Source organism: Pseudomonas sp. UM16 (assembly GCF_050312595.1).
Classification (GTDB): Bacteria; Pseudomonadota; Gammaproteobacteria; order Pseudomonadales; family Pseudomonadaceae; genus Aquipseudomonas.
This window is the reverse complement of sequence record NZ_JBNPJT010000014.1, coordinates 34,386-56,729: the sequence shown is the minus strand read 5'-3', so window position 1 is coordinate 56,729 and position 22,344 is coordinate 34,386. Positions and strand designations below refer to the sequence as shown.

Below are 22,344 nucleotides of genomic sequence, written 5' to 3'. Positions count from 1 at the left end.
GCCATCGCCGGCAAGGCCGGCTCCCACAGGAATCGAGACAATCTTGATGCTATGGGGGTCGGCCTTTCCGGCGATGGGGTTTTGCCGCCCAGCACAGCTGGCATATCACCCCCATCTATGGTGCTAGGCACCCTCCTTTCCCCCTCCTAGACTCGACGCATCCCCAGACAGGAATGCCGTCATGTCCGAGACCCTGCTCAGCGCCCGCAACCTGGCCTTCGAACTCTACGAAGTGCTCGACGCCGAGGCCCTAACCCAACGCCCACGCTTTGCCGAACACAGCCGCGAGACGTTCGATGCCGCACTGAACACTGCGCGCACCATCGCCGAAAAGTATTTCGCGCCGCATAACCGCAAGGGCGACGAACAGGAACCGCGCTATGAGAATGGCGAAGCGATTCTGATCCCCGAGGTCAAACCCGCCGTCGATGCCTTTCTCGAAGCCGGTTTCCTCAATGCCAGCCGTGACTTCGAGGCCGGCGGCATGCAACTACCGACGCTGCTCTCGCAGGCTTGTTTCGCCCACTTCCAGGCAGCCAACGCCGGGACTACCGCCTACCCATTCCTGACCATGGGCGCAGCCAATCTGATCGAGAGCTTCGGCACTGAAGAGCAGAAGCGCCTGTTCCTGCAACCGATGATTGAAGGTCGCTACTTCGGCACCATGGCCCTCACCGAGCCGCATGCCGGTTCGTCCCTGGCCGATATCCGCACCCGCGCCGAACCTGCCGCTGATGGCAGCTATCGCCTGCGCGGCAACAAGATCTTCATTTCCGGCGGCGATCACCCGCTGTCAGAAAACATCGTGCATATGGTCCTCGCCAAGCTGCCGGACGCACCGCCGGGGGTAAAAGGCATCTCACTGTTTATCGTGCCCAAATTCCTGGTCAATGCCGACGGCAGCCTGGGCCCACGCAACGACGTGCTACTGGCCGGGCTGTTCCACAAGATGGGCTGGCGCGGCACCACCTCGACAGCGCTGAACTTCGGCGATAACGGTGAATGCGTCGGCTATCTGGTGGGCAAACCGCATCAGGGCCTGGCCTGCATGTTCCAGATGATGAACGAGGCGCGCATCGGCGTCGGCATGGGGGCGGTGATGCTCGGCTATGCCGGTTACCTGTATTCCCTTAAATATGCACGTCAGCGACCGCAAGGGCGCCTGGTGGACAACAAAGACCCCGCTACCCCAGCCGTACCGATCATCAGTCACAGCGACGTGAAACGCATGCTGCTGACCCAGAAAGCCTACGTCGAAGGCGCCTTCGACCTCGGCCTGTATGCGGCGCGGTTGTTCGATGAAACCCAGAGCGGCGAGTTTGAAAGCCAGCGCCAGCAGGCCCATGAGCTGCTCGATCTGCTGACCCCGATCGTCAAATCCTGGCCTTCGGAGTTTTGCCTCAAGGCCAACGAACTGGCGATCCAGATTCTTGGTGGCCACGGCTACACCCGCGAATACCCGGTCGAACAGTACTACCGCGACAACCGCTTGAACCCGATCCACGAAGGTACCCACGGCATCCAGTCACTCGACCTGCTGGGGCGCAAGCTGGCACAGAACGGCGGTGCCGGGCTCAAGCAACTGGTACGTCTGATCGCCACCACCTGCGAACGCGCCAGTGGCTACCCCAGTCTTGATCATTTGCGCACGCCCCTTGAGCAATTGCAGGTGCGCCTGCAACGCGTAACCCTGAGTCTGCTCGGCGACCTGGCCCAAGGTCAGGTCAATCTCGCGCTGGCCAACTCAGCGCTGTACCTGAAAGCCTTTGGTCACTGTGTTGTTGGTTGGCGCTGGCTGGAACAGGCGGTCCATGCTGAACAGGGTCTGGCCTGGGGCATTCAGGCCGATTACGACTTCTACCAAGGCAAGCTGCAGGCGGCGCGTTATTTCCTGACCTGGGAAGTGCCGGGCTGCCATAATGAGCTGGCATTGCTCGAGGCCCGCGATGATACCTGCCTGAGCATGCGCGACGAGTGGTTCTGAGGGGGAACCACCGTACCCACGGAGGTTCTTGCATGTTTGAGATGACCGCATTGCTGCGCCAGCGCTTTGCCGCCTTGCGCAGTGATGCCGATTTTTTTTCGCTGCGCTATGTGCAGCAGTCCCAACAGCAGCTTTCAGTACGTAAGAACGTCGCCGAACCGCCGTTTTTCTACCGCGACGAAGGCGTCATGCTGACCGTCCGGGTCAAGGGTGTAGAAGCCTATGCCGCCACCGCCGACTTGTCTCAAGCTGGCCTGCAGCGTGCCCTGGATCAGGCGCAGGAACTGGCTGCACAGATTGGCACACGGGCACTCCTTGACCTCAGCGAGCAGCCCGTCGCCACGGGGCACAGCGACTATTTTTCGCCCAACCTCGAGCAACCCTTGCCGTCCCTGGCCGACTGCTATGCCTTGCTCGCCAGTGAATCAGCCAGCGTGCCTGCCGACAGCCGCCTGGTGAACTGGCAGGCAAGCCTTGGTATCACTAACGTCGAACAAATCTACCTGAACACTGCCGGCGCAGAGCTGCGCCAAGCCCAGCGGTTTATCTATCCAGGCTTTGGCGTCACCGCGTTCGATGGCCAAGACAGTCAGAGCCGCACCCTGGGCCGGGAAAACTTCGGCCAACAGGGCGGCCTGGATGTAATCGAGCGCTGCGGCCTGATTGGCGCTGGTGCCAAGGTCGCTGACCAGGCCCTGCAATTGCTCATGGCCGACAATACGCCAAGCGGGGTCCGCGACCTGCTGCTGATGCCCGACCAGATGATGCTGCAGATCCACGAATCCATCGGTCATCCCTTGGAGATGGACCGAATTCTCGGCGATGAGCGCAACTACGCCGGCACCAGCTTCGTCAAAGCCAGTGATTTCGGCACCCTGCAATACGGCTCGAAATTGCTCAATGTGACCTTCGACCCGAGCATTGGCGAAGAGCTGGCCAGCTACAGCCACGACGACGACGGCAGCGCCGCCGACAAGCAGTTCCTGATCCGTGATGGCTTGTTGTTGCGCCCCCTGGGCGGTGCCCTGTCGCAGTTCCGATCGGGGCTGGACGGTGTTGCCAACAGCCGTGCCTGTGGCTGGAACCGCGCGCCGATCGATCGCATGGCCAACCTCAACATCGAACCCGGGGACAAAAGCCTCGAGCAGCTGATTGCGGGTATCGAGCACGGCATCCTGATGCGCACCAACCGCTCCTGGTCTATCGATGACGCACGCAACAAGTTCCAGTTTGGCTGTGAATGGGGCCAGTTGATCGAGAACGGCGAGCTCAAGGAAGTCGTGAAAAACCCTAACTACCGGGGGATATCCGCACAGTTCTGGGGCAACCTCAGCGCGGTTGGCGACGCCAGTACTTTCCAGGTACTGGGCACACCCAATTGCGGCAAGGGTGAGCCAAACCAGGTGGTCCGGGTCGGGCACGCTTCACCGGCCTGTGTCTTCAGCCAGATTGACGTATTCGGAGGAGACGCCTGATGGCTACCACCCCACTGCACAGTTTCCAGACCCTGGTGGCCTGCCTGCAACAACAGGTTCGAACGCCAGAGCACTTCACCCTCAGTTACAGTGCCGAACACTCGCAGTTCATCCGTTTCAACCATGGCAAAGTGCGCCAGGCCGGTGAAGTACAGCAAGCCAGTTGCGTCCTCAAGCTGGTCAAGGACGGCCGTCAGGCAGAGCTGCAGTTCACCTTGGGCAACGATGCCGAAGTCGACCGGCAGCGCGTGCTGCAAGCACTTGAACAATTGCGTCAGACCCTGCCGCTGCTTGAAACTGACCCCTATCTACAACTCAACGAAAGTGCCTGGCACAGCCACAGCGTGCAGGATCAGGCCCTACCTGAGATTGCGCAGGTGTTGGCGCAGATCGAACAAGGGGCAAGCGACCTTGATCTGGTCGGCATCTATGCTGCGGGGCCCATTTGCCGTGGTTTTGCCAACTCTTTCGACGCCTTCGGCTGGCACCAGGCCAACAGCTTCAACTTCGACTGGAGCCTGTTCCATAGCAACGGCCAAGCCGTCAAAGCCAACTATGCCGGTCAGAACTGGGACAGCGAAGCCTTGGCTCTGCGCCTGCGTCAGGCACGCGAACAGCTGGAATACCTTGGCCGGCCACTCAAGACCCTCGCCCCTGGTGAATACCGCGCCTACCTGGCCCCGGCGGCAATCGATGAAATCATGGCCATGCTCTGCTGGGGCGGTTTTTCCGCTCAATCACTAGCCACCAAGAACAGTCCTCTGCAACGCCTGTATGCTGGCGATGCACGGCTCAATCGATTGGTCAGCATCGCCGAGCAGGTCAGCGGCTCGCTGAGCCCGGCGTTTTCCGATGAAGGCACGCCGCGCAGCGATTTGCGCTTGATTGAGCAAGGCCAAGGCCTGGATCGCTTGATCTGTGCCCGCAGCGCCGCCGAGCTCGAGTTAGTCGCCAACGGTGCCGATGGCCATGAATCACCTTGTGCATTGAGCATGGCCGCTGGCGAGCTCGAACAGGAAGATCTCCTCGCCCGCCTGGGCACCGGCCTGTACATCAGCAACCTTTGGTACCTGAACTTCTCTGACCTGCCTGCCGCGCGCATGACCGGCCTGACGCGCTTTGCTACCTTTTGGGTCGAGGACGGGAAAATCCAGGCACCGGTCAGCACCATGCGTTTCGATGACAGCGTCTACAGTTTGTTGGGTTCGCAACTGGAAGCCTTGACCCAGGAGCGCGAGTTGATCCTGTCGACCAGCACCTATGGGCAGCGCCAGACCAGTTCGAGCCACTTGCCAGGAGCGCTGGTCAAACGCCTGACGTTGACATTGTGATGAACCTCATCGTCGGCCTGGCCGGCGATGAGGCCCTAAAGGACACCTGAGAAATCATGCCCAACCGCGCCCCGCTGGACCCGACCACCGCCCGCTGGATCCCGTGGGTCGTGGCCATCGCTTTTTTCATGCAGTCGCTCGACGGCACCATCCTCAACACCGCCTTGCCAGCCATGGCCCGCGACTTGGCCGAAGACCCGCTGCGCATGCAGTCGGTGATCATCGCCTACATGCTCACCGTGGCCCTGCTGATCCCGGCCTCGGGCTGGATCGCAGACCGCTTTGGCACCAAGCGGATTTTCTTCGGCGCAATCCTGCTGTTCAGCCTCGGCTCACTGCTTTGCGCCCTGTCAGAAAGCCTCAGCATGCTGGTGGCGGCGCGGGTGGTACAGGGTTTGGGCGGCGCACTGATGCTGCCGGTAGGACGCCTGGTGGTGCTGCGCGCCTACCCGCGCTCGGAGCTGGTGCGGATCATGAGCTTTATCACCATCCCCGGCCTGCTCGGCCCACTGCTGGGTCCGACCATGGGCGGCTGGCTGGTGGAAATCCTCAGCTGGCACTGGATCTTCCTGCTCAACCTGCCGGTGGGGGTGATCGGCTGTTACGCCGTATGGCGCTTCATTCCTGACCTGCGCGGCAGTGAGCGCACGCGCTTTGATGGGGTGGGATTCGTGTTGTTCGGTGCCGCCATGGTGTTGATCACCATCGCCATGGAAGGCCTGGGCGAATTGCACCTGCCGCACCTGCGGGTGATGTTGCTGTTGTTTGCCGGTATGGCATGCCTGGCGGCCTATTGGCTGCGCGCCGGGCGCATCGATAACCCGCTGTTTGCACCCAGCCTGTTCCGCACGCGCACCTTTTCCGTGGGCATTCTCGGCAACCTGTTCGCCCGCCTGGGCAGCGGCGCCTTGCCGTTTCTGGTGCCGTTGCTGCTGCAGGTGGCCCTGGGTTATTCACCGGCCCAGGCCGGCATGAGTATGATTCCCCTGGCGGCGGCCGCGATGCTGGCCAAATCAATCGCCCGGCCGCTGATCGAGCGCTTTGGCTATCGCACCATACTCACGGGCAACACCCTGTTGCTCGGATTGTTGCTGGCCAGCCTGGGACTGGTTGACGAACAAACGCCTTACGCCTTGCTGTTGTTCCAGCTGGCTCTGCTTGGCGCCGTCAACTCGATGCAGTTCACCGCGATGAATACCGTCACCCTGATCGATCTCGACGATGCCAGCGCCAGCAGCGGCAATAGTTTGCTTTCAGTGGTGGCACAACTGTCCCTGAGCCTCGGCGTAGCCTGTGCGGGTGCGTTGCTCGGCGGCTTCAGCGCAGCGGGCAGTGCCGAAGGTGTGGAGAGTACCTTGGGAGCATTTCAACTGACCTTCCTGACCATCGGCCTGATGGCCATGCTGGCGGCGGCGATCTTCATGCAGCTGGCGAGGACGGACGGAAGGCGTGCCCCTCGTCCGGAACCGGAGATCGAGCCTTAGGGCTAATGGCCACGAGGCTGGTACACTGCGCGACATTTTGTTTTGCAGGCCCGCCTCGTGACCACCATTGCCACCGCCTTCGCCACCTTGCCGCTGTCCGCCGCCATGCTGGCCAACCTGGACGCCCTCGGCTACGCCCAGATGACCCCGATCCAGGCCCAGAGCCTGCCGGTCATTCTCAAAGGCATGGACCTGATTGCCCAGGCCAAGACCGGTAGCGGCAAGACTGCCGCGTTCGGCATCGGCCTGCTCAACCCGATCAACCCGCGCTACTTCGGTTGCCAGGCACTGGTCCTGTGCCCAACCCGCGAGCTGGCCGACCAGGTGGCCAAGGAGCTGCGTCGTCTGGCCCGTGCCGAAGACAACATCAAGATCCTGACCCTGTGTGGCGGCGTGTCGCTGGGCCCGCAGATCGCTTCGCTGGAGCACGGCGCGCATATCATCGTCGGTACCCCGGGCCGTGTTCAACAACACCTGAGCAAAGGCACCCTGGTGCTCGACGGTCTCAACACGCTGATCCTCGATGAAGCCGACCGCATGCTCGACATGGGTTTTTACGACGCCATCGCCGACATCATCGAACAAACCCCAAAACGTCGTCAGACACTGCTGTTCTCGGCTACCTACCCGGCCGGCATCAAGCAGCTGGCTTCGACCTTCATGCGCGATCCGCAGACCGTCAAGGTCGAAGCCCTGCACGCCGACAGCCAGATCGAACAGCGCTTCTACGAAATCGCCCCCGAACAGCGCATGGAAGCGGTGAGCAAAGTGCTCGATCACTTCCGTCCACAATCCTGCGTGGCGTTCTGCTTCACCAAGCAGCAGTGCCAGGAACTGGTCGAACACCTGCAGGCCAAGGGTGTCGCCGCCCAGGCCTTGCATGGCGACCTGGAGCAACGTGACCGTGACCAGGTTCTGACCCTGTTCGCCAACCGCAGCCTGTCGGTGCTGGTCGCTACTGACGTTGCCGCCCGTGGCCTGGACATCGATGCCCTGGACATGGTCATCAACGTCGAACTGGCCCGCGATGCTGAAATCCATGTGCACCGCGTCGGCCGCACTGGCCGCGCCGGTGAGAAAGGTCTGGCGGTGAGCCTGGTCGCTCCGGCCGAAGGCCATCGCGCGCAAGCGATCGAGCAGATGCAGAAAGCCCCGCTGCGCTGGGAACAACTGGACAGCCTCAAGCCCCAGAACGGTGCGCCGCTGCTGCCGACCATGAGCACCCTGTGCATTGCCGCCGGGCGCAAGGACAAGCTGCGCCCAGGCGATATCCTTGGCGCCTTGACCGGTGATGCCGGGTTGCCGGGCACTCAGGTAGGCAAGATCGCTATTTTCGACTTCCAGGCGTTTGTTGCCGTGGAGCGGGCGGTGGCGAAACAGGCACTGCAGCGGCTGAACAGCGGCAAGATCAAGGGCCGTTCGTTGCGCGTGCGCATCGTCTGATTTCTTGTTGCTCTTGATGACCTCTTCGCCGGCAAGGCCGGCGAATGCCTCACCACTGACCCGAGGACTACCGCTGTGCGTTCCACCGAAGTGATCATCATTGGCGCAGGCGCCGCCGGTCTGATGTGTGCCCTGACCGCCGCCGGCCGTGGCCGTCAGGTACTGCTGCTCGACCACGCCAACAAACCGGGTAAAAAGATCCTGATGTCCGGCGGTGGTCGCTGCAACTTCACCAACATGTACACCGAGCCTGCCAACTTTCTTTCGCACAACCCGCACTTCTGCAAGTCGGCTCTGGCCCGCTACACCCAGTGGGACTTCATCGAGATGGTCGGCAAACACGCCGTGCCCTATCACGAGAAAAAACTCGGCCAACTGTTCTGCGATAACAAGTCCAGCGACATCCTCGGCATGCTCCTGAGCGAATGCGACAATGCCGGCGCCCAGCTGCGCATGGATACCCGCATCGACCAGATCGAGAAAGTCGACGGTGGCTACTTGCTGGAAACCAGCGCCGGGCAATTCCAGTGCCAGTCACTGGTGATCGCTACCGGCGGCCTGTCAATTCCGACCCTGGGCGCTACCGGCTTTGGTTATCAGGTCGCTCGCCAGTTCGGTCATACCTTGCTGCCAACCCGCGCCGGTCTTGTACCGTTCACCATCACCGAGCCACAGCTCAAGGCGATCTGTACGGAACTGTCCGGCACCTCGGTGGATTGTGTCGCCAGCTGCAATGGCACCCGCTTTCGCGAGAACCTGCTGTTTACTCACCGTGGTCTGAGCGGGCCGGCAATCCTGCAGATTTCTTCGTTCTGGGAGCCCGGTGATACCGTCGAAATCAACTTGCTGCCCGAACACGACGCCTTGAGCTGGCTGCAGCAGCAACAGAGCGAGCGCCCCAACAGCGAACTTAAAACCCTGCTCGGTGAGATTTTCACCAAGAAGATGGCCAACCTGCTGGCCGAGAATTGGTTCGTCTCCAAGCCGATGAAGCAGTACACTCCGGCCGAGCTGGCCCAGGTCAGTGACCAGCTGGCGGCCTGGCAAGTGGTCCCAGCGGGCACCGAAGGCTACCGCACCGCGGAAGTGACCCTCGGTGGTGTCGATACCCGCGAAGTGTCCTCCAAGACCATGGAGTCGCTGAAAAGCCCGGGGCTGTACTTTATCGGTGAAGTGCTCGACGTCAGCGGCCACCTTGGCGGCTTCAACTTCCAGTGGGCCTGGGCCTCGGCGTACGCCGCCGCGCAGTTCGTCTAACCTTCGCGGTAGAATCAGCGCATCAAGGAACAAATTTTGCTGGTCAGATGACAGCCGTAACACGGTTGCCACCTGACTGGCTCAATTTCGATCATCGCCCAAGGCCTGCCTACCCGACATGTCATCCTCCTCGTTCAGCCAATCGTTGCGCCGCCTCTGGGCCCTGGACAAGTTCAGCTATGCCATCCGCGTCCTCATCGCTCTGACCGGCAGCATGCTGCTGTGCTGGTACCAGGACGAGATGAGCCTGCTGATCCCGCTGTTCCTGGGCATTATCGCCAGCGCCCTGGCCGAGACCGACGACAGCTGGCAAGGGCGCCTGAACGCGCTGGCGGTCACTCTGGTGTGCTTTACCGTTGCCGCCCTATCGGTAGAGTTGCTGTTTCCCTATCCACTGATTTTTGTCTGTGCCCTGGCCCTGGCCAGCTTTGCCCTGACCATGCTCGGCGCCTTGGGTGAGCGCTATGGCGCCATCGCTTCAGCGACATTGATTCTCTCGGTCTACACCATGATCGGCGTAGACCAGCGCGGCGGTGAAGTCAGCGACTTCTGGCACGAGCCCCTGCTACTGGTGGCCGGGGCTGCCTGGTACGGGCTACTCTCGGTGTTGTGGCAAGCACTGTTCTCCAACCAGCCGGTGCAGCAAAGTCTGGCGCGGCTGTTCCGTGAATTGGGCCGTTACCTGAAGCTCAAGGCCACGCTGTTCGAACCCATCCGCCAACTGGATGTGGAAGCCCGGCGCCTGGAGCTGGCGCAACAGAATGGCCGGGTAGTTGCGGCGCTCAATGCGGCCAAGGAAATCATCCTGCACCGAGTCGGTAATGGCCGCCCCGGCTCGAAGGTCAGCCGATACCTGAAGCTGTACTTTCTCGCCCAGGACATCCACGAGCGCGCCAGCTCTTCGCACTACCCCTACAACGCCCTGACCGAAGCCTTCTTTCACAGCGACGTACTGTTCCGCTGCCAGCGCCTGCTGCGCCAGCAAGGGGTGGCCTGCCAGCAACTGTCCGAATCGATCCAGTTACGCCAACCGTTCAGCTACGACAGCGGCTTTGCCCAGGCCCTGGAAGATCTCAATGCCTCCTTGGAGCACTTGCGCATTCAGAGCAACCCGGCCTGGCGCGGTCTGCTGCGTTCGCTGCGCGCCCTGGCCGCGAACCTGGCGACCCTCGACCGCCTGCTCAGCGATGCGAGCAATCCGGACCTGCTTGCCGACGCCAGCGACAGCAGCCTGCTCGACCGCTCACCGCGCAACTTGCGTGACGTATGGAGCCGCCTGCGCCAGCAATTGACCCCGACCTCACTGCTGTTCCGCCACGCGCTGCGCCTGCCCCTGGCGCTGTCGATCGGCTACGGCATGGTGCACTTGATCCACCCGACCCAGGGCTACTGGATCATCCTCACCACGCTGTTCGTGTGCCAGCCCAACTACGGTGCAACGCGACGCAAGCTGGTGCAGCGGATCATCGGCACCGCCATCGGCCTGACCGTGGGCTGGGCGTTGTTCGACCTGTTTCCGAGCCCGATCATCCAGTCGCTGTTCGCCGTGGCGGCCGGGGTCGTGTTCTTCGTCAACCGCACCACTCGTTACACCTTGGCCACCGCAGCGATCACCCTGATGGTGCTGTTCTGCTTCAACCAGGTTGGCGATGGTTACGGGCTGTTCCTGCCACGCTTGTTCGATACCCTGGTAGGCAGCCTGATCGCGATTCTCGCGGTCTTCCTGTTCCTGCCGGACTGGCAAGGCAGACGCCTGAACAAAGTGCTGGCCAATACCCTGAGCTGCAACAGCACCTACCTGCGCCAGATCATGCAGCAATACGCCCAGGGCAAGCGCGACGACCTGGCCTACCGCTTGGCCCGGCGCAACGCCCACAACGCCGATGCGGCGCTGTCGACCACGTTGGCCAACATGCTCATGGAGCCTGGGCATTTTCGTAAGGAGGCGGACGTCGGCTTTCGCTTCCTGGTGCTCTCGCACACGTTGCTCAGTTATCTTTCAGGCCTGGGTGCACATCGCGAAACCAGCTTGCCTGCCGACGTCCATGAGCAATTGATTGACGGCGCCGGAGCCAGCTTGGCCAACAGCCTGGATGAAATCGCCGAAGGTCTGGCCAGCAAGCTGCCAGTGGCGATCCACAGCGATACTGAAGAAGCGCTTGCCAACGCCCTGGAGCAGATGCCCGAAGAGCTGGAAGAAAACCAGCGGCTGGTACAGACCCAACTGGCCCTGATCTGCCGTCAGTTGGGCCCGCTGCGTACCCTGGCCGCCCACTTGATCAAGGAAGATGCACCCGCCTGATCAGAAGCCGTAGTGCTTGAGTAAGCGCTCGTAGCTGCCATCGGCCTTCATCTCGTCAATGGCACGGTTGAAACCGGCAATGATCTGCTGGTGCTGAGGCGTCTTCAGACTCACCAGAATATGCAGGGGATTTTCACTCAGCGGTGGGTCGATGAACTCAATGTGATCACGCACCGAGCGCGATTCACGCTGCAGGAAGTAGCGCGCGACGTATTCGTCTTCAAGGGTCAAGCCCACTCTGCCGGCAGCCAGCATGCGCACCGCCACAGAAAAGTTGCGCACCGGTATTTTTTGCAAACGCTGATCGGCATCGAACGCTGGTGAATAGGCATAATCCCTGACCACCGCAATCGGATAGGGATAAAGATCGTTCAAACTGTTGAACGTGAGCGGATCACCCTTGCGCTTGAGCAAGCGAACGCGATTGCTCAGATAGCCTGCAGAGAACGCGCCGATCTGAGTACGGCTGTCATTGAACCAGGCGTTGATCAGGACGTCGTAGCGCCCCTCTTCCACCCCCAGTAACGCCCGCGCCCAAGGCACTTGCTCGAACTCGCTGTCGTAACCGGCGCGGCGCAAGGCGGTGGTGACGATCACCGTGGCCAGACCGCCACCGGGCATACTGGCATCCGCAAAGGGCGGCCAACTGTCGGCAACCAGGCGCAGTTTTTCCGCTTGTGCGGTATTGAGTGCCAACAACAATCCAAGCAAAGCCAAGACTCGAAGCAGCGCAGCCATGCTCAAATCCTTTAGTAGACGCGCCGTTTCACGTCGTTGATGTCAACTGCTTGAGAGCTACCGTTATCAGCACATTTGCGCAGGTTACACAAAGATCAAGCGTCAAGGCAGGATCAATGATATCAAATTGCCTTCACCTTGATTGGCATCACACCTTGAGTCGTCTTGTGGCATTTTCGCCCTCGTCCTCAGCCCAGTCATCTGCCATGATCATGCCAATCAACTGCTTGAGAGCCACCATGAGTATTGACTGGATCTGTAAACATCACAGCGATATTGGTAAAGAACAACTCTATGCCATTCTGCGCTTGCGCACCGAAGTCTTCGTCGTCGAGCAGAAGTGCGCCTATCAGGAAGTCGATGGCCAAGACCTGTCCGGCGACACCTGCCACCTGATGGGCTGGCAGAATGACGAGCTAAAAGCCTACCTGCGCTTGCTCGATCCAGACTCTCAAGGCGGCGATGTGGTGATTGGCCGCGTGGTCACTGCGCCGTCTGCACGGGGTCAGGGGCTGGGTCATGAACTGATCAAGGAGGCACTGGAACAGGCTGAGAAGAACTGGCCTGGAGTACCGGTTTACCTGTCTGCACAGGCGCACTTGCAGGACTACTACGCAGGCTATGGCTTTGTCGTGGTGGGCGAGGAATATCTTGAGGACGATATTCCCCACATCGGCATGCGCCGCGGTTGAAATCTGGAGCCGCTACATCTTTTAGCAGCAGATTCACCGGGACGCCGGACCGGTGAATCCGCCCACGCCCGCCCGTCAGGGATATCCGAGAACCTCACGAATGTTGCGCAAATGCTGGATGATCCACTGCTTGTCGATCGCCCCCCAATCGCGAATTCGATAGTGTCCGGCATGATTACGCGCGCCCGCCTGCTGCTCGAACTCACAGACGATATCCAGATCGGCCAGCGCGGCAATAGTGTCCTGCGCGGTGCGCCGGGGCATACCGGTCGCCTCCATCAGCGCAGGCACGCTGACAGCGGTCTGGCTATCGATCAACCAGGCGACGTACAGCCGACGGTAAAAACTGGTCTTGGTCTTGCTCACATCCATTGGCAGGTCCTTACGGCTCACCCGTTGCCAGGCAGCTCGCGGTAAATCAGGTAGACACGCAGGTCGAATTCCAGTTGATGGTAGCCCGGCTGCATGTGTTCGCAGAGTTGGTAAAAGGCCTTGTTGTGGTCACTTTCCTTCAAATGGGCCAACTCATGCACCACGATCATTTTCAAAAATTGCGGCGCCGCGTCCTTGAACAGTGAGGCGATGCGGATTTCCTTCTTCGCCTTCAGCTTGCCGCCCTGCACCCGCGAGACGGCCGTGTGTAGGCCCAGCGCACGATGGGTCAGGTCCAGGCGGTTGTCGAACAAGACTTTGTCCAGGTTCGACGCGTTGCGCAGGTATTCCTGCTTGAGGCCCTGAGCATAGCTGTACAGCGCCTTGTCACTCTGCACGGCATGACGGTCCGGGTAGCGTTGCTGCAGGTAGTCACCCAGACGATTGCTGGCAATCAACTGGCGTACCTGATCTTGCAACGCGGGCGGATAGGCTTGGAGGTACTTCAGAGCGGTCATGGGCGAAAGCGGGCGGATAAAAAACGCAGTGTACCCAACTACACCTGTTGCCAGTCAAAAAAGCGCGGAAACTCGCCGGCATCCTCAGCGGTCATCGGATGCGCCAGTAGATAACCTTGTACATACTCACAACCGTTGGCCTGTAGCCAACGCATCTGCTCACGGGTTTCCACGCCCTCGGCGACCACGGTGATCCCGTACTCCCGGCAGAGCTCGATCAAACAGCGCACCATTGCCGCGTCAGCACTCGATTCCGGTAGCTGTGCCACCAGGTGCCGATCAAGCTTGAGGGTATCGATGGGCAGATCACGGATCCTGCGCAACGAACAATCGCCTGCACCAAAATCATCCAGGGCAATGCGCACCCCGAGTTTATGCAGCCGGTGCAGCTGCTTAATGGCGTCATCGAAGTTGTAGCACAAGGAGGATTCGGCAATTTCCACTTCCAGCTGGGCCGGCTGAAGCTCTTGGCAAAATATAACCCGCGCCAACTCCTCCACCAGGTTGGGCATGCTGAACTGCACCTGGCTCAGACTGATAGCCAACACCAGGCCAGCATCATAGCGCTCGTTCCAGGCCCGGCGCTGTGCCGCCCCGTTTTGGTAAATCCAACTGGCCAGGCGGGTGATCAGCCGGGCCTCCTCCAGCAGCGGAATGAATAAACCTGGCGACACGTCGCCAACGCTGGGATGGCGCCAACGCAACAGCGCCTCGAAACCCCTTAGGCGACCATCGGCCAACGCTACCTGGGGTTGGTAAGCCAGGGTGAACTCCTTGTGTTCAATGGCGCCACGTACACTGTCTTCAAGCATCAGCCGCGAACGCGCGCGCCCGTTCAAGTCCTGATCGTAATAGCGGTACTGCTGACGGCCCGATTGTTTCGCCGCATACATCGCAGCATCCGCAGCGCGCAGCAGCCCATCCAGACTGGCTCCGCACTCTGGGTAGGTGGCGATACCGATACTGACCCCAAGGGTCACCTCCAGCCCATCGATTTCTTGATAGATAGACATACGCTCGATGAGCTTTTCGGCACAACGCGCGGCCTGTTCAGGGTATTCAAGCGAGTCGAGCAACGCGGTGAATTCGTCGCCCCCCATGCGCGCAAGAATCGCGCAATTACCCAGGCAATCCTTGAGCTGCTCGGCCACCCAATTGAGCACCCGGTCACCAGCCTCATGTCCGAGTGAATCGTTGATCCGCTTGAAGCCGTCCAGATCCAAAAACAACAAGGCCTGCGGCCGATCCAAGCGCTCGTTACGCAACAACGCACTTTCCGCCGCCTGGTAGAAACCCCGCCGATTGAGCAGGCCGGTCAGCGGATCGGTGATGGCCTGGTACTCGAGTTGCTGGTGCAAGTGGCGCACTACCGACATGTCCAGCACGGTAACCACCAGGGCTCGCTGCTCACTGGGTAACGGCGCACATGACAGCGCGACAGGTATCGGATGCCCACCCAGGGTACGCAACACGGCATCGTGAATGCGTAGGGTGTCGCGCTCCAGGTAAGTGCGATAAAACGCCGAGTCACGCCACGAGGTCGATCCGGGTGACTGCACAAAATCCAGCAGCGACATGCCCTGCAAGTGTTCGAACGGCGCGTCGAGCAAGCCGGCAATAGCCGGGTTGGCGAAACGGATCAAACCGTCCTCCGCCACCACCAGGATACCTTCGGCGGCATTTTCGAGCACCGAAGCATTGAACGCCCGGGCGGCTTCCAGGTCATGGCTCAAACGCTGCAAAGAACGGCGGTTGCGCTGCTGCTCCAGCAAGGCCTGGACCTTGGGTTTGAGAATTTGTGGATCGAAGGGTTTGAACAGGTAATCGACCGCGCCACTGGCGTAACCTTTAAGCACGGCCGCCTGGGACTGCTCGTTGGCCGTCAGGAAAATGATCGGGGTAAGCCGGGTGCGCTGGCTACCGCGCATTAGCCGGGCCACTTCGAAACCGTCCATGCCGGGCATCTGCACATCCAGCAGGACCAGATCGACTTCGTGCTCGAGTAGCGCGCTCAGCGCTTCCGTTCCGGAGCTTGCGGTGAGCACTTGCCAGTCCTGACGGGCCAGCAAGGCACGCATGCTGATCAGATTCTCAGGGTAATCGTCGACGACCAGTAGTACCGAGCCGCCATCGTTTGGATGAGGTTGCGCGCAATCCATGCTGCTTCTCTTGGGAAACTGACATCGAATTTCGGTTGAAATCCGAAACTAACTCTAGACCTGGCTGCCATAAATCTGAAGTCATCAGATTGCCATCATCACACGAAAGCACCGTTAGCCGACTAACGGTCTGACCAATCAAGCCAATACATCCCTGTGCTTGGCGTGAAAGGTATAAAAAAACCCGCATCGCTGCGGGTTTTTTTACGCCCGGGTCTTAGTTGACCTTGGCGGCCAGCTCACCTTTGAGGTAGCGCTGGAACATGCCTTCCAAGGAGATCGGCTTGATCTTCGAGGCATTGCCGGCAGTACCGAAAGCTTCGTAACGGGCGATGCAGACATCACGCATGGCCGTTACGGTGGCACCGAAGAACTTGCGCGGGTCGAACTCACTTGGGTTCTGCGCCATCAGGCGACGCATGGCACCGGTCGAGGCCAGACGCAGGTCGGTGTCGATGTTGACCTTGCGCACGCCGTACTTGATGCCTTCGACGATTTCCTCAACCGGTACGCCGTAGGTCTCTTTGATGTCACCACCGTACTGGTTGATGATCGCCAACCACTCTTGCGGCACAGAGGAAGAACCGTGCATCACCAGGTGGGTGTTAGGGATGCGCTTGTGGATTTCCTTGATGCGGTCAATTGCCAGGACATCACCGGTAGGTGGCTTGGTGAACTTGTAGGCGCCATGACTGGTGCCGATGGCGATTGCCAGGGCATCGACCTGGGTCTTCTTGACGAAGTCGGCGGCTTCTTCCGGGTCGGTCAGCATCTGGCTGTGATCCAGAATGCCTTCGGCACCGATGCCGTCTTCTTCACCAGCCATACCGGTTTCCAGCGAACCCAGGCAGCCCAGTTCACCTTCAACCGAAACACCACAGGCATGCGCCATGGCCACGGTCTGCTGGGTGACGCGCACGTTGTACTCGTAGTCGGTTGGGGTCTTGCCGTCTTCACCCAGCGAGCCGTCCATCATCACCGAGCTGAAACCCAGCTGGATCGAGCGCTGGCAGACGTCAGGGCTGGTGCCGTGATCCTGGTGCATGCACACCGGGATGTGCGGGAACTCTTCGATCGCAGCCAGGATCAGGTGGCGCAGGAACGGCGCGCCAGCGTATTTGCGGGCACCGGCCGAGGCCTGGACAATCACCGGGGAGTCGGTCTTGTCGGCGGCTTCCATGATGGCGCGCATCTGCTCGAGGTTGTTAACGTTGAAAGCTGGAACGCCGTAGCCGAACTCGGCGGCGTGGTCCAGCATCTGGCGCATGCTAATGAGTGCCATTGTGTATCTCTCTCCCGACAAGCGTCGTTTTTCGTGCAAGCCTGCCGCAGTGGCGGTTGCTATTCAAGTAGTGTGGGCCGCCATCACGCGGCCCGGCCAGTCACGGCGCCTTGCAGGCCCGCCCTATCAAATCGTTGGTGGCGACCCAGTACACCAGGCCTTCATCACCCTTGCTGTGAAACGCCAGCACACCATCGCTGTACAACGCACCCGAAGCGCCCGGCTCGGCCTTGAGCCGATACACCTGGTCACCGCCCCCCAAGCGCACATCGACGCTTTGCAGGCTGCTGTCGGCAAAACGCCAGAGCACTTCGGCCTGGCTGTCACAGACCCAACGGGTCCAGTTGTCCGACGGTGCCGGTGAAGAAGACGAGAAGCTTGCGCATCCGCCCAGTACTGCCAGGGCCATCAGGGCCACGACACCTTTCATCCAATATCCTCTAGCAGACCACAAACTGGCCGGTAGGTTGCCATCAACCGATCAAGGGCAACCCTGAGCCCGGCGCTGGTGTTCGTCGTCGTATTTTTCCAGGCCATCCGGGCCCAACCGCTTGTTGATCACCGGGACGGTTTCCGCCTGCCATTCGGACTGATAGCAGCCACCTTTCGGTGCACCAGGCTTATCAGCCTCAGGCTCCGGGGTACTGGAGCAGGCGCTCAGCATCCCGACCAGGATAAACACAGGCAATCGCTTGACCATCAGGTCGCTCCCTTTGCCAGGCGCTGAGCGGATCAGGCCTTGGCCCGTTGTTCCAGTACTTCCACTGCTGGCAGGACTTTGCCCTCGACGAACTCGAGGAATGCACCACCACCGGTAGAAATGTAGGAGATTTGCTCGGCCACGCCATATTTGTCGATAGCGGCCAGGGTGTCGCCACCACCGGCGATCGAGAACGCGGTGCTTTCGGCGATAGCCTGGGCGAGCACTTTGGTGCCGTTACCGAACTGATCGAACTCGAACACACCCACCGGGCCGTTCCACAGGATAGTCTTCGACGACTTCAGCAGCTCGGCGAAATTGGCCGCGGTTTGTGGGCCGATGTCGAGAATCATGTCGTCTTCAGCAACGTCAGCCACCAGTTTGACGGTAGCAGCGGCGCTTTCAGCGAATTCCTTGGCAACCACAACGTCTACGGGCAACGGCACTTTGACCTTGGCGGCGATGGCCTTGGCGGTGTCGATCAGGTCTGGCTCATACAGCGACTTGCCGACTGGGTGACCGGCAGCCGCCAGGAAGGTGTTGGCGATGCCACCACCGACGATCAGCAGGTCGCAGATCTGGCTCAGGCTGTTGAGTACGTCGAGTTTAGTCGATACTTTGGAGCCGGCGACGATGGCAGCCATTGGCTTGGCCGGGGCCTTCAGGGCCTTGCCCAAGGCATCCAGCTCGGCGGCCAGCAGCGGGCCTGCGGCAGCGACTTTGGCAAACTTGGCCACACCGTGGGTCGAACCTTCAGCACGGTGAGCGGTACCGAAAGCGTCCATCACGAACACGTCGCACAGCGCCGCGTACTTCTGCGCCAGCTCGTCAGCGTTCTTTTTCTCGCCCTTGTTGAAGCGCACGTTCTCGAACAGCACGATGTCACCGGCTTTTACTTCGACACCGTCCAGGTAATCGGCAACCAGCGGCACTTCGCGGCCCAAGGCTTTGCTCAGGTACTCAGCAACCGGCTTGAGGCTGTTCTCGGCAGAGAACTCACCTTCGGTCGGGCGGCCCAGGTGCGAGCAGACCATCACGGCCGCGCCCTTTTCCAGCGCCAGCTTGATGGTCGGCAGCGAAGCGAGGATGCGCGCATCGCTGGCAACCACAGCGTCCTTAACGGGGACGTTGAGGTCTTCGCGGATTAGTACGCGCTTACCTTGCAGGTCGAGGTCGGTCATCTTCAACACGGTCATGAATGCAGTCCTTCAGGGCTGTTTACAAGTGGAGCGGGTTTGATTGACGACGTGCAGATAGTGATCGGCAACGTCGAGCATACGGTTGGCAAAACCCCATTCGTTGTCGAACCAGGCCAGCAGGTTGACCAGCCGGGGGCCGGAAACGCGGGTCTGACTGGCATCGACGATGGCCGAATGTGGGTCATGGTTGAAATCACAACTGGCGTGCGGCAGTTCAGTGTAGGCCAGCAAGCCCTTGAGCGGCCCGCTCAGGGCGGCATCACGCAGCACCTGATTGACCTCGGCCGCCGTGGTATCACGAGCGGTCTGCAGGGTGATGTCCAGGCACGACACGTTAACAGTCGGTACACGTACGGCTTTGGCCTGAATTCGCCCGGCAAGTTCCGGCAGCAAGCGTTCAATACCGCGGGCAAGCCCGGTGGACACCGGAATCACCGACTGGAATGCTGAACGGGTACGACGCAGGTCTTCGTGGTGATAAGCATCGATGACCGGCTGATCATTCATCGCCGAGTGGATCGTGGTAATCGACACATATTCCAAACCAAAGGCCTGGTCCAGCACACGCAGCAGCGGCACACCGCAGTTGGTGGTGCAGGAGGCGTTGGAAACCAGGCGTTCACTGCCATTCAGGCAGTCCTGATTGATGCCGTAGACGACCGTCGCATCGACGTCCGACTCGCTGGCCATGGGCTGGGAGAACAGCACGCGTGGTGCGCCGGCGTCGAGAAAACGCTGGCCATCGCCACGGGTGTTGTAGGCGCCAGAGCACTCCAGCACCAGGTCGACGTTGAGCGCTGCCCAGTCGATGCCTTCCGGGGTGGCACTGCGCAAGACTTTTACGCAGTCGCCATTGATATGCAGACAATCGCCATCGACCTTCACCTCGCCGGGGAAACGCCCGTGAGTGGAGTCGAAGCGTGTCAGGTATTCGATACTGGCCTGATCGGCCAGGTCGTTCAGTGCAACGATCTCAAAGCCTGCCTTCGCCCCCCGTTCAAAGAGTGCGCGCAAGACGCAACGACCAATCCGGCCGTAGCCGTTGAGTGCAACTTTGTAAGGACGCGGTTGGGGCATGGGATGCTCACGGAACAGAAACGTTATCTGCAACCTGTAGGGTTCGAGGTGAGGCCATCGCGAATCAATCCGCTCCCACAGGGTTTGTGGGAGCGGATTGAACCGCGACTACTCCAGCACCGCTCCCACAGAACAGCGGGATCAGTCTTCCAGCAGCTCTTCAGCAGTACCCAGGATGTTCTCCAGGGTGAAGCCGAACGCTTCGAACAAGGCTGGCGCAGGGGCCGACTCACCGTAAGTGGTCATGCCGATCACACGACCTTCGAGGCCGACGTACTTGTACCAGAAGTCGGCATGGGCCGCTTCGATAGCGATACGCGCACCGACCTGTACTGGCAGCACCGACTGCTTGTAGGCAGCATCCTGAGCATCGAACACGCTGGTGCACGGCATCGACACGACGCGGGCCTTGCGGCCTTGCTCGGTCAGCTTGTCGAAAGCCTGAACGGCCAGGCCCACTTCGGAACCGGTGGCGATCAGGATCAGCTCAGGCTCGCCCGCGCAGTCCTTCAGCACATAGCCACCACGGCTGATGTCGGCGATCTGGCCAGCATCGCGGGTTTGATGCTGCAAGTTCTGACGCGAGAAGATCAGCGCCGATGGGCCGTCCTTGCGCTCCAGCGCATGCTTCCACGACACCGCCGATTCAACGGCGTCGGCTGGACGCCAAGTGTCCAGGTTCGGTGTGCTGCGCAGGCTGGTCAGTTGCTCGATCGGCTGGTGAGTCGGGCCGTCTTCGCCAAGACCGATGGAGTCGTGGGTATAGACGTGGATCACACGCTGCTTCATCAGTGCGGACATGCGCACAGCGTTGCGAGCATATTCCATGAACATCAGGAAGGTCGCGCCGTAAGGCACCAGACCGCCGTGCAGGGCGACGCCGTTCATGATCGCGGTCATGCCGAATTCACGCACGCCGTAGTACATGTAGTTGCCGCTGGCATCTTCAGCACTGACGCCCTTGCAACCTTTCCACAGGGTCAGGTTGGAACCGGCCAGGTCAGCCGAACCGCCGAGGAACTCTGGCAGCAGTGGGCCGAAGGCATTGAGGGTGTTCTGGCTGGCTTTACGGCTGGCGATGGTTTCGCCTTTGGCCGCGACTTCAGCAATGAAGGCCGAAGCTTTCTCGGAGAAGTCAGCCGGCAGTTCACCGCTCAGGCGACGCTTGAGCTCGCTGGCCAGCTCAGGAAAGGCAGCAGCGTAGGCAGCAAAACGCTGGTCCCACTCAGCTTCAACAGCCTTGCCGGCTTCTTTGGCGTCCCACTCGGCGTAGATATTCGCCGGGATTTCGAACGGTGCGTGGTTCCAGTTCAGTTCCTTGCGCGCCAGGGCGATTTCGTCGTTGCCCAAAGGAGCACCGTGGCAATCTTCCTTGCCCTGCTTGTTCGGCGAACCGAAACCAATGATGGTCTTGCAGCAGATCAGGGTCGGTTGCTCGCTCTTGCGCGCGGTGTCGATGGCGGTCTTGATCTCTTCAGGATCGTGACCGTCGACATTGCGGATCACCTGCCAGTTGTAGGCTTCGAAACGCTTTGGCGTGTCGTCGGTGAACCAGCCTTCAACTTCGCCGTCGATGGAGATGCCGTTGTCATCGTAGAAGGCAATCAGCTTGCCCAGGCCCAGAGTACCGGCCAGGGAAGCGACTTCGTGGGAAATGCCTTCCATCATGCAACCATCACCCAGGAACACATAGGTGTGGTGATCGACGATATTGTGGCCTGCGCGGTTGAATTGAGCTGCCATGACCTTTTCGGCAATGGCGAAACCAACGGCATTGGCCAGGCCCTGGCCAAGCGGCCCGGTGGTGGTCTCGACGCCGGCGGTGTAACCGAATTCCGGGTGGCCCGGAGTGCGGCTGTGCAACTGACGGAAAGCCTTGAGGTCGTCGATAGTGACGTCGTAGCCGGTCAGGTGCAGCAGCGAATAGATCAGCATCGAGCCATGACCGTTGGACAGCACGAAGCGGTCACGGTCAGCAAAATTCGGGTTGCTTGGGCTGTGTTTCAGATAGTCGCGCCAAAGAACCTCGGCGATATCCGCCATGCCCATAGGGGCACCTGGATGGCCGCTGTTGGCCTTTTGCACGGCATCCATGCTGAGGGCACGAATGGCGTTGGCACGCTCACGACGGCTGGGCATCGCTTATCTCCTGGGGCTTGAATTAATTATGAAACGAAAAAAGGCGGCCATTTTCGCCTACGCACGTGCCTGGGGGCAATGACGGATGGTCGATGCAGCATGATTTTCCTGTGTTTGAGAGAAGAATCAGGCGTTAACCCGGGCAATCAGCAGGATCCGTCGCACAGGCTGCGACGAATTGCCCCGCTTATC

The 22,344-nt window shown here is 60.4% G+C and carries 18 protein-coding genes; 8 read left to right on the top strand and 10 right to left on the bottom strand.

The genetic code is table 11. The features are described 5' to 3' along the window. Positions 1-181 precede the first annotated feature (181 nt). The 7 genes from ACQRAX_RS17635 to yccS all read left to right on the top strand — a co-directional run bounded on the left by ACQRAX_RS17635 (position 182) and on the right by yccS (position 11,276). Positions 182-1,984: an acyl-CoA dehydrogenase gene (locus ACQRAX_RS17635; RefSeq protein ID WP_412040546.1), complete on the top strand. Its 1,803-nt coding sequence runs from the start codon at positions 182-184 to the stop codon at positions 1,982-1,984. Positions 1,985-2,016: 32 nt separating this feature from the next. Further along, entirely contained in the window at positions 2,017-3,459 is a 1,443-nt protein-coding gene (locus ACQRAX_RS17630) for a TldD/PmbA family protein (protein WP_412040545.1), read from the top strand. Next, positions 3,459-4,790, top strand: coding sequence for a TldD/PmbA family protein (locus ACQRAX_RS17625; protein WP_412040544.1), 1,332 nt, complete (start codon positions 3,459-3,461; stop codon positions 4,788-4,790). The genes ACQRAX_RS17630 and ACQRAX_RS17625 overlap by 1 nt, the downstream gene beginning before the upstream one ends. Positions 4,791-4,846: 56 nt before the next feature. Next, complete coding sequence (gene mdtD / locus ACQRAX_RS17620; RefSeq protein WP_412040543.1) at positions 4,847-6,274, top strand: multidrug transporter subunit MdtD; 1,428 nt, start codon at positions 4,847-4,849, stop codon at positions 6,272-6,274. 105 nt (positions 6,275-6,379) lie between these two features. Continuing rightward, positions 6,380-7,717 (top strand): ATP-dependent RNA helicase DbpA, encoded by a 1,338-nt coding sequence (dbpA, locus tag ACQRAX_RS17615; RefSeq protein WP_412040654.1) that lies wholly within the window; start codon positions 6,380-6,382, stop codon positions 7,715-7,717. A 75-nt stretch (positions 7,718-7,792) separates the two neighbouring features. Then, the gene (locus ACQRAX_RS17610; protein ID WP_412040542.1) at positions 7,793-8,974 is read left to right on the top strand and encodes an NAD(P)/FAD-dependent oxidoreductase; all 1,182 of its coding nucleotides are present in this window, start codon (positions 7,793-7,795) and stop codon (positions 8,972-8,974) included. A gap of 118 nt (positions 8,975-9,092) precedes the next feature. Then, positions 9,093-11,276, top strand: coding sequence for a YccS family putative transporter (yccS, locus tag ACQRAX_RS17605; RefSeq protein WP_412040541.1), 2,184 nt, complete (start codon positions 9,093-9,095; stop codon positions 11,274-11,276). Here yccS and ACQRAX_RS17600 read toward each other — a convergent pair whose 3' ends face one another. Then, complete coding sequence (locus tag ACQRAX_RS17600) at positions 11,277-12,014, bottom strand: substrate-binding periplasmic protein (RefSeq protein ID WP_412040540.1); 738 nt, start codon at positions 12,012-12,014, stop codon at positions 11,277-11,279. Positions 12,015-12,253: 239 nt separating this feature from the next. Here ACQRAX_RS17600 and ACQRAX_RS17595 point away from each other — a divergent pair, with 239 nt between their 5' ends. Beyond that, complete coding sequence (locus ACQRAX_RS17595; RefSeq protein ID WP_412040539.1) at positions 12,254-12,706, top strand: GNAT family N-acetyltransferase; 453 nt, start codon at positions 12,254-12,256, stop codon at positions 12,704-12,706. Between the two features lie 75 nt (positions 12,707-12,781). Here ACQRAX_RS17595 and ACQRAX_RS17590 read toward each other — a convergent pair whose 3' ends face one another. The 9 genes from ACQRAX_RS17590 to tkt form a co-directional block, all read right to left on the bottom strand. Continuing rightward, positions 12,782-13,078 carry a winged helix-turn-helix domain-containing protein gene (locus ACQRAX_RS17590; RefSeq protein WP_412040538.1) on the bottom strand — a complete coding sequence of 99 codons (297 nt, stop codon included), beginning with the start codon at positions 13,076-13,078 and terminating at the stop codon, positions 12,782-12,784. A gap of 17 nt (positions 13,079-13,095) precedes the next feature. Next, positions 13,096-13,596, bottom strand: coding sequence for a M48 metallopeptidase family protein (locus ACQRAX_RS17585; RefSeq protein WP_412040537.1), 501 nt, complete (start codon positions 13,594-13,596; stop codon positions 13,096-13,098). Positions 13,597-13,634: 38 nt separating this feature from the next. Then, entirely contained in the window at positions 13,635-15,755 is a 2,121-nt protein-coding gene (locus ACQRAX_RS17580) for a putative bifunctional diguanylate cyclase/phosphodiesterase (protein ID WP_412040536.1), read from the bottom strand. A 217-nt stretch (positions 15,756-15,972) separates the two neighbouring features. Further along, a complete protein-coding gene (gene fba / locus ACQRAX_RS17575; protein WP_045182031.1) occupies positions 15,973-17,037 on the bottom strand; it encodes a class II fructose-bisphosphate aldolase in 1,065 nt (354 codons plus the stop codon). Between the two features lie 100 nt (positions 17,038-17,137). After that, entirely contained in the window at positions 17,138-17,467 is a 330-nt protein-coding gene (locus ACQRAX_RS17570) for an MliC family protein (RefSeq protein ID WP_412040535.1), read from the bottom strand. A gap of 51 nt (positions 17,468-17,518) precedes the next feature. Next, positions 17,519-17,770 carry a hypothetical protein gene (locus ACQRAX_RS17565; RefSeq protein WP_412040653.1) on the bottom strand — a complete coding sequence of 84 codons (252 nt, stop codon included), beginning with the start codon at positions 17,768-17,770 and terminating at the stop codon, positions 17,519-17,521. After that, a complete protein-coding gene (locus ACQRAX_RS17560) occupies positions 17,770-18,933 on the bottom strand; it encodes a phosphoglycerate kinase (RefSeq protein WP_412040534.1) in 1,164 nt (387 codons plus the stop codon). The genes ACQRAX_RS17565 and ACQRAX_RS17560 overlap by 1 nt, the downstream gene beginning before the upstream one ends. A gap of 12 nt (positions 18,934-18,945) precedes the next feature. Next, the gene (gene epd / locus ACQRAX_RS17555) at positions 18,946-20,013 is read right to left on the bottom strand and encodes an erythrose-4-phosphate dehydrogenase (protein ID WP_412040533.1); all 1,068 of its coding nucleotides are present in this window, start codon (positions 20,011-20,013) and stop codon (positions 18,946-18,948) included. Between the two features lie 141 nt (positions 20,014-20,154). After that, entirely contained in the window at positions 20,155-22,152 is a 1,998-nt protein-coding gene (tkt, locus tag ACQRAX_RS17550) for a transketolase (protein ID WP_412040532.1), read from the bottom strand. Positions 22,153-22,344 lie beyond the last annotated feature (192 nt).